7 protein-coding genes and 1 pseudogene are annotated in these 8,025 nt (G+C 60.8%); 3 read left to right on the top strand and 5 right to left on the bottom strand.

All coding sequences use genetic code 11. The annotated features are described in order from the left end of the window. Both rhaD and rpmE read left to right on the top strand, forming a co-directional pair. The coding region (rhaD, locus tag RR842_RS03350) for a rhamnulose-1-phosphate aldolase (RefSeq protein ID WP_332728973.1) at nt 1–949 on the top strand (949 nt) is incomplete at its 5' end. A 96-nt stretch (nt 950–1,045) separates the two neighbouring features. Continuing rightward, nucleotides 1,046–1,510: a 50S ribosomal protein L31 gene (gene rpmE, locus RR842_RS03345; RefSeq protein ID WP_332514692.1), complete on the top strand. Its 465-nt coding sequence runs from the start codon at nt 1,046–1,048 to the stop codon at nt 1,508–1,510. A 157-nt stretch (nt 1,511–1,667) separates the two neighbouring features. Here the strand turns inward: rpmE and RR842_RS03340 are convergent, their stop codons facing one another. From RR842_RS03340 to RR842_RS03320, 5 genes are all read right to left on the bottom strand, one after another. After that, nucleotides 1,668–2,810: an ABC transporter substrate-binding protein gene (locus RR842_RS03340; RefSeq protein WP_332514691.1), complete on the bottom strand. Its 1,143-nt coding sequence runs from the start codon at nt 2,808–2,810 to the stop codon at nt 1,668–1,670. 35 nt (nt 2,811–2,845) lie between these two features. Beyond that, on the bottom strand, nt 2,846–3,625 hold the full coding sequence (locus RR842_RS03335) for an ABC transporter ATP-binding protein (protein WP_332514689.1): 780 nt from the start codon (nt 3,623–3,625) through the stop codon (nt 2,846–2,848). Then, nucleotides 3,622–4,779, bottom strand: coding sequence for an iron ABC transporter permease (locus tag RR842_RS03330; protein WP_332554370.1), 1,158 nt, complete (start codon nt 4,777–4,779; stop codon nt 3,622–3,624). The genes RR842_RS03335 and RR842_RS03330 overlap by 4 nt, the downstream gene beginning before the upstream one ends. 920 nt (nt 4,780–5,699) lie before the next feature. After that, nucleotides 5,700–6,353 (bottom strand): class I SAM-dependent methyltransferase, encoded by a 654-nt coding sequence (locus tag RR842_RS03325; protein ID WP_332728972.1) that lies wholly within the window; start codon nt 6,351–6,353, stop codon nt 5,700–5,702. Nucleotides 6,354–6,400: 47 nt separating this feature from the next. Next, the gene (locus tag RR842_RS03320) at nt 6,401–7,261 is read right to left on the bottom strand and encodes a DUF364 domain-containing protein (RefSeq protein ID WP_332521003.1); all 861 of its coding nucleotides are present in this window, start codon (nt 7,259–7,261) and stop codon (nt 6,401–6,403) included. A 237-nt stretch (nt 7,262–7,498) separates the two neighbouring features. Here RR842_RS03320 and RR842_RS03315 point away from each other — a divergent pair. Next, nucleotides 7,499–8,025 (top strand): annotated as a pseudogene (locus tag RR842_RS03315) (hypothetical protein); the annotation flags it as partial.

The raw sequence follows: 8,025 nt of genomic DNA, 5'->3' as shown, positions 1-8,025 counted from the left end.
CTCTTATAATAGGTGGAAATCTATTACGATCGAGGAGGGCCTCATGGGTTTTTTCGATGACGCGCAGGAGATGCTGGATAAGGGCGTCTCTATGGCGAAAGGCGCCGTGTCGGGCGTGGCAGTAGAGCAGCAGGGTTTCGTCAAAGGGTTTGTGCGCCTGTGCAACGATGGGTGGGACCAGGGATGGCATGAGCGCAACGGCGGAAACGCAACGTATCGCTTGACGCCCGAGGATCTGTCGTCGTGTCGCTCGTACTTCTACGACACGCCGAGCTCCTGGGTGCCGCTTGGGCTGGCAGCCCCCGGCATGCGCTGCTCGTTCTTCCTGGCTACGCGTGCGGGCGGGTTCATGCGCAACGTGGCGCTCGACCCCGATGCGTCGCTGGGTATCGTGGAGCTGAACGCCGAGGGAGATGCCTGGCGCATCGTGTGGGGCTTCAAGAACGGCGGCATGCCCACCAGCGAGTTTGCCAGCCATGTGCTCATCCACGAAGCGCGCGCTGCCGCTACCGAGGGTGCCAGCCGGGTGCTGTACCATGCGCATCCCGTGAACGTGGTGGCCCTCTCGGCGGTATTGCCGCTGGAGGCGCGCACGTTTACGCGGGCGCTGTGGAAGGCCATGACCGAGAGCGTCATCGCCTTTCCTGAGGGTATCGGCGTGGTGCCATGGATGGTGCCGGGCGGTCCGGATATCGCGCGGGCAACGGCTGACCTCATGGATGCGTATGCGGCGTGCGTGTGGGCGCAGCATGGTTTGTTCTGTTCTGGGGTGGACTTCGATGCGACGTTCGGCCTTATGCACACGGTGGAGAAAGCGGCGGATATCTACGTGCGGGCTCGGCTGCTGAATGGCGGCGGCGATTTCCCGAACACGATTCCCGATGCGGGCTTGCGTGCCATCGCTGCAATGTACGGATTTACCGTGAATGAGGCATTTTTGGAGGTGTAGCGAGCAATTCTCCTCGATAACCCCTCCTTCTTATGGTAACATGCAAAGGCTTGTCTTGCCTTGGTCGGAAACCAAGGCCCGAAAAGGAGAACCAATATGAAACAAGGAATTCATCCGGAGTACATGGAATGCACGGTGAAGTGCAGCTGCGGCAACACCTTCACGACCATGTCGACCAAGCCCGAGCTGAAGATCGACATCTGCAACGTGTGCCACCCGTTCTATACCGGCCAGCAGCGCTTCGTCGATACCGGCGGACGCGTCCAGCGCTTTGCCGACAAATTCGGTTCTGCGAAGGACACGGTTGCCGAGCGCGAGGCTGCCAAGAAGGCTGCGAAAGCCGCCGCTGTCGCCGAGGCCGAGGCTAAGAAGAAGGCCGAGCGCGACGCCAAGGCTGCCGAGAAGGCCAAGCGTGCCGAGGAGTTTGCGAAGAAGTCCGAAGCTGCCGCTGCCAAGGCCGCTGTCGTCGAGGCTGCTGCTCCTGCCGTGGAAGCCGTCGAGGCTAGCGCCGAGGACATCGCCGCGGTCGACGCTCTTGTCGAAGAGAAGGCTGCCGAGTAGTTCTCGCAACTGATCGAATGCACCATCAACGAATGCCCGGCATTGTGCCGGGCATTCGTGCATTTCTTGATAATGCAGGTAAGGGTGAGGGGCGTCAATGCTACGACCCGGCACAAAGGCCGGGTCGTAGGCGGGAGGGCTCGGTTGCGGGGATCGGCTATTTCTTGGGCAGCGCCTTCGCGACCAGTTCGTTGTAGTCTGCCTGGGACAGGTCGTGGTTGTAGAACGTCTTGTAATAGCTCGTGACCACGTCTTGGGTGCTGGTGTCGAACTTGTCGGGGTAGCACAGGCGCGGAAGCCACTGCAGGCCCATGATCTGGTTCACGGTCGGCGGGTTGTTCAGCCAGCACCACGGCTCGCTGGGAACCTCGTAGTAGTTCTTCGATTCGATGGCCGAGATACCGGCCCATGCAGCGTCGTCGCCCACCTTGCTATAGATGCTCTTCGTGCCGAACACGATCATGTCGGGGTTCCATACGGCGATTTGCTCGAGGCTGATCTCGTTGCCAGCTCCGCTGCCCGAGGCCTTGTCAACCACCACGACGTTGTTGGCGCACATGTCGATAACGGTGCCCTGGTAGGAACCCTTAGCGATGGCATTCAGGCCCGAGTCGCCTAACAGGTAAGCGATATTCACGCGCTCGCTCTCGGGTATCTTGGCCATAGTGTCTTTTGTCTCGTTGTAGGCTTTGGTGCAGTAGTCGCCCAGCTCCGCTCCACGCTCCTTCATACCCAGCAGGTCGCCCAGCATCTCGTAGGCCTTGTCGTAGCCGTCAAGCGGCGTCTCGATGAACACCACGGGAATGCCCAGCTGCGCCTGCAAGCCATCCAGGTCTTCCTTCAGGCCGTCCTTATACTCGCCGGTATCGATGACGATCTGCGTTCCGGATGCAGCCACGGACTCCTTGTTCATATCGCCCTTGGCACCGAATGCCGCGCCGAATATCGGCAGGTCGGCAAGTTTCTTGTCGAAGTATTTCAGCTGGCTTGCGGAAAGCTCTTGGGATAAGCCTGCCATCTTGTCGGGGGCCATGGTCAGGAGTACCTGGTTGGCCGTGTGGCCCGAGGGGGCGATCTTGTCTATCTGTGTGGGCACCTCGACCTCGCGGCCTGCCGAGTCGGTGAAGGTGCGCGTGGTAGCCTGCTCCGGCGCGGTTTGTTCGGTCTTGCCCTGATCGGCGCTCTTGGAGTCGGTGCCGTTGGAGCATCCGGCAATCACGCCTAAGCCGCAGCACAATACGGCGGCGCATGCGATTGCCCCTACTCGTTTGCGCCATATCCCTGTTCTTACAGTTCCCATAGTAGTAGTTCCCTTCCTTCCCTTGAGTGTATGAGCTATGCGATTTCCTGTACGGGCACGCAGACGCGCACCTTGTCGCCATAAAGAGAGTTGACCTCGACGTTCACGTTGTAGATAGTGCTCACCAGCTCGTTGGTGATGACGTCTTTGGGAGTGCCAAAGGCATGCACGCGTCCCTGATGTAGTACCAGTGTTTTGTCGGAATAGAGGAACGCTTGATCGGGCTGATGAGTGGATTGCACGATGGAGAGTCCTTCACGCGCAAGCTGCTTTACGCAGGACAGCACGCGCACCGTGTTGCCGTAGTCCAGCGCGCTGGTGGGCTCGTCCATGATGATGGTCTTCGCATCTTGGGCGAGGGCGCGCGCTACTAATACCAACTGTTGCTCGCCTCCGGAAATTTGGGTGTAGTTGCGCTCAGCCAAATGTGCGATGCCTATGCGCTCAAGCGCCTCGTAGGCGCGCCGGCGATGGCGTGGTCCTGGTGTGCGTAGCATTCCTAAGTCTGTGCCGGTGCTCATAAGCACCACGTCGAGCACCTCGTAGTCGTACACGGGGGCATGCGACTGGGGGATGTAGGATATCTCGCGTGCTCGCTCCTTGATGGAGAGGTGCCGCAGGTCCTTGCCATTGATCGATACGGTGCCGGTGTAGGTGCTGTTCAACCCGAGAATGCACCGGAACAGGGTGGACTTACCCACGCCGTTTGGCCCGAGTACATTCACCAGTGTGGCATCGGGGATGTCGATGCATACGTCATGGAGGATCTGGCGCTTGCCGTAGGAGAAGTCCAGGTGGTCGATGTGAATGCTCATAGCTTCTTCTTCCGCGTGATGAGGTACAGGAAGAACGGTGCTCCCACGAAGGCGGTGAGGATGCCTACGGGGATCTCTGCTGTAGTGGCAATACGCGAGATGTTGTCTACGATGAGCAGGAAGCTGGCACCCATCAGCATGCTGCAGGGCAGTAGCTTACGGTAGTCGGCACCAACAACCATTCGTGATAAATGGGGGATGATAAGGCCTATCCAGCCGATCATGCCGGTTACCGACACGCTGGCAGCCGTGACGAGCGTGGCGGCGAGGAGCACGAGGATGCGCAGCTTGCGAGCGTCAACGCCCATGGTGGATGCTTCGTCGTCTCCCATGGTGAGGATGTTGATGCGCCAGCGCAGGGCCAACAGCACGGCGAGGCCGACAACCATGGGAACGGCCGTCATAAGCAGGTTGGTGTCCAGTTTGGCTCCGGTCAGGCTGCCCATGAGCCAGTAGGTGATGGCGGGCAGCTGGTCGGTGGGGTCAGCAATGAGCTTCGTGAAGGAGACGCCTGCCGAGAAGAGCGAGCTCACCATGACGCCAGCTAGTACGGTGACCAGCACTCGGTTGCCTTTGGCGCGCCCGCTTATGAGCAAAACCAGCAGCACGGTGACGATGGAGAACACAAAGGCTGAGGCAGAGACGGCGAACGCCCCGAGTCCGGCAAGGATGGCAAGTGCGGCGCCAAAGGCGGCACCTTGCGAGGCGCCGAGGATGTCGGGCGATACGAGCGGGTTTTGGAACGTGCCTTGGTAGGCTGCACCCGCTGCAGCGAGGCAGCAGCCTACCATGAGGGCCAGCATGATGCGCGGCAGGCGCACATTGAAGAAGAGGGTTTCCTGCTGCGCGGTCCAGGTGTGCTCGAGGGGGAAGACCAGGGAAAGCAGCATGCGGATGGCTTCGTCTGGTGCGATGGGATAGCGTCCTAACATCAGCGAGATGCCTGCCGCCACTACCATGAACACCGCTAGGCCGAAGATGATGGCGTTGGCCCGCTTCCCCTTTTTACTCGCGGCGGTATAGCAGGACGTGTCGGGTTCGTCAGGCGTTTTCTTGGGGGTTTGCCAATGTGGCCCTGATGACGTCATCAGGGGGCCACCGACGCCAGACGCGTCGGAGGCCCCCTGGCTATCCCTCTCCAATGCTTTCTTCATTGCCCCCCGCGTTTCTCGTCCCCAATTAGATCAATACAAGAATAATGCTTAAATAAATATATACTAGAAACTGAATATTATCAATCGGTTATAATTAAAAAAGAAAGTGGCAGCACCCGGAGGAAGGTAGATGAGGAAACCGCCTTATGCTCTCTGTCCTGGTGAATCAAATTGCGGCCACTGCGGTTAAAGCTCAGATATTTATCGCAAAATGTGCGGCGAATAGTGTCCTGTTCGTGGCATACGTGCGTGTGAACAGGGGGAGCGGGCGGGGCGTGAACAGAGTGAGCAGGGGGACATAGTCCTGCTCGCGCGGTGCCGTCGTGGTACGCGACTCGCTAGGCATGCGATAGCGGGACAAGTGAAAAATGGCGGCCAGCGACCGCTTTGGCAAGATTCTTTCTGGAAGCGAGTTCCCTGATTTTTCATGAACTGGGCTTTTGTCGGGAAGAGGCCGTCTTGCGACGTGGCTGCTCTACCAAAGCGGTCGTTGGCCGCCATTTTTCGGGAATTCGCCGTTATGCTGACGTCGCTGGCTGGCTGCTCCCCTGCTTCGCCTCGACGGATGCGAGGTGCTTGACAAGGAAGGAGACGGCCGACGAGTACGTGCGTCCGTCTGAGCCCTGGAGGGCGAAATCGCGCTTGCGCAGGTCGCATGCATCGGCGGTCGAAGCCCGCTTCAGTAACCTGCAGAACGATCCAGCTTCCTGCCTCGGTGGACCAGAGGGGGACCAGGCTACCCTCCGAATGGGCCACCAAATGAAGCTGCGTGCAGCCGGTGTCCGCGCAAACGCGCTCGATAGCCCTGATGACTTGCTCGCCGCACGACGAAACGCTACCGAATGCGTCTTGGTTTGCGAATGCGACGGTTGCGCCCACGGCGCGGGTGCAACGACCCGCGCCGTGGGCAGGATTCGGGTTTACGATGGTAGCTTCCCGAACATGATCCAGTGGCCTTCGCCCTTGTTGGCGATGACCTCGCAGGTGCCGCCTAGCTCGGCGAACAATTCGAGATAGGTATTGTCGTCGAGCGCTTTGGACTGCGACCGGTCGAATAGGTGCGGGCCCTCGCCGCCGTTCTCAGCGCGCAGGGCGGCCATGCGCTCGGCGATGTCGGCCGCGAGTTCGGCCGAGCCCAGGCCGCCGCCCACGTAGCCCCTGCCGCCAGGTGCGAGCAACCCGAAGAGATTCGCGAAGGCCGCGCGCTGGTCTTCCCAAAACGGCATGCTTCCTCGCGACACGATCAGGTCGAAGGGCTTTCCGCCTACGGCAGGCAGCTCCAGTGTGTAGACGTCGCCGGCGTAGGCACCCTCTACCTGCTCGGCCAGCCCGCGCTCTTCGGCGCGTCGCTGCGCAACGTCCAGCGCCTGTTCGTTCTCGTCGAAGAGAGAAAGCGAGGTGAAGTTGCCTTGCTTGAGCACGGCAAAGCCCAGGTGCCCGCCGCCGCAGCCGACATCGAGCACGCGGCCTTGCTGCTTGCCGGTCCGCTCGACGATGGCGCGCGCGACGACGGGGTAGACGGGGGCATAAAGCTGCTCGGCGATACCGTCGTATTCGAGGGGATTGTGCCCCATGGTGCTCCTTCTTTCTCGGAATCGCCGTTGGCGGTGATGTGCGTGGGCTAGTCCCGCTTCCGTACGATGGACGACATCTGCAGCGCCTCGCCGAAGAACTGGCCGGCGCCGTTCATCACGGCGAAGCGGGCACGCTCGGGGTCGGCCACTACGCTGCCGGCCAGCATCTCCGCGCCCCAGTCGAACAAAAACGGCGACATGACCACGCTCGGGCCCACCATGACTACGGTGGCGTTCTGCGCGAGGTCCAGCAGGCGCGGTGCCGTTTTGTTGATGATGGTGACGCCGGTCATGAAGACGAAGTCCTGCGCGGGCAGCAGGTACTCGCAGGCGGGGTCGGGCGTGTCGAGCGCTTGGGTGCAGTTGCGCTCGAGCACGGTGAGGTTCGCGTACTCCTCGATGCGGTCGACGTGGGGGAAGTGGCCGATCACGGTAACGTTCTTGCTTTCCGCCTGCTCGATGCGCGGGCGGTACAGCTCGAAGGCGTCCATTTTGCGGATGGTGCCGTCCGGTCGCTCGATAGGCTCGTCGTAGGTGGCACCCAGCGGGTCGAGCAGTTCCCGTCGCGCGTAGTAGGCGTTCAGCGCGGCCACGCCGAGCGTCGCTTCCTCGAAACACCACGACTTCGCCAGCTCTGCCACCTGGCGCAACGGCAACCCGCGCAGATCCTGCGTGTGCGTGCGCTTTGCCCCGCCCTTGCACGTGAAGCTCACTCCCATACCGCAGTCGGCCTCGACGTAGGACCAGTGCGTGCCTAGGCAGTAATCGCGCACCAGGATGTCCTCGGGAATGCGCATGATCAGGTGGTTGTAGAACTTCCACGGCGTGTCGTGGTCGTAGGTGCCGGGAAAACTGACCGTATCGTTTTCGGGGTTGTGGGCGCAGCAATCCTTCTCGGGGCATCCCATGGCTGGTATCCTTCTCTCTCGTCAGAGCTTTTGCAGATGGTCGACGTCTACTTATCTATAGAAGAGTATAATATACGAACGGAAATAAACAAGCGGGGTCGAATCACGGCTTGTGGATGAGGCCATGCGCGCCTACTCGGCCTACTCGGCCCACTCGGGTTTTGCGGATTGCGCCGTTCGCGACGATGGGCTGGCCGCGCGAGTTTGTCGGATCGTTCGGAAAAGAAGGGAAGCACCATGCTGTTCTTGCTGACGGGTGGAGTGCAGACGGGGAAGACGCGCTGGCTTGAGCAGCTGATCGCCGAATTGGCCGATGACGGCGTGGAGAGCCAAGGCGTGGTCGCGCCCGGCGTATGGTGCCAGCGCGAAGGCGAGGAGGTGCCCGGGGAGCGCCCGCTCGGATCGGGGCAGGGCGAGTACGAGAAGCTCGGCATCGACAATGTGCTGCTGCCGGGCGGCGAGCGCCTCCCGTTCGCCCGTCGCCGCGACCTTGCCAGGCAAGAGGGAACGTTCGACCCTGCCAGCCAAAGTGCGGCGGCGCAGCTCGCCTGGGAGATTTCCGACGATGCCATCGCGCGCGTGAACGCGCATCTCGATGCGCTCGGCCGCTCTTCCGAAGAAGACCCGCCCCTTGAGCATAACTTTTTGGCTGTCGAAAAGGGAACAAATGTTTCACGTGAAACATTGTGGCAAGACCAGGTAGCGGCGAGTGCCGTCATGGAGTCTGCAATGGACTTCTCAGCAGATTGCGCCACAAAACTTGC

The sequence above is a fragment of the Gordonibacter sp. genome, from assembly GCF_036667095.1.
Lineage (GTDB): Bacteria > Actinomycetota > Coriobacteriia > Coriobacteriales > Eggerthellaceae > Gordonibacter.
This window is presented reverse-complemented; position numbering and strand designations above follow the sequence as displayed.

Coding starts and splice junctions, on each gene's coding strand:
- rpmE (WP_332514692.1), top strand. CDS start 1,046: ATGAAACAAGGAATTCATCCGGAGTACATGGAATGCACGGTGAAGTGC.
- RR842_RS03340 (WP_332514691.1), bottom strand. CDS start 2,810: ATGGGAACTGTAAGAACAGGGATATGGCGCAAACGAGTAGGGGCAATC.
- RR842_RS03335 (WP_332514689.1), bottom strand. CDS start 3,625: ATGAGCATTCACATCGACCACCTGGACTTCTCCTACGGCAAGCGCCAG.
- RR842_RS03330 (WP_332554370.1), bottom strand. CDS start 4,779: ATGAAGAAAGCATTGGAGAGGGATAGCCAGGGGGCCTCCGACGCGTCT.
- RR842_RS03325 (WP_332728972.1), bottom strand. CDS start 6,353: ATGGGGCACAATCCCCTCGAATACGACGGTATCGCCGAGCAGCTTTAT.
- RR842_RS03320 (WP_332521003.1), bottom strand. CDS start 7,261: ATGGGATGCCCCGAGAAGGATTGCTGCGCCCACAACCCCGAAAACGAT.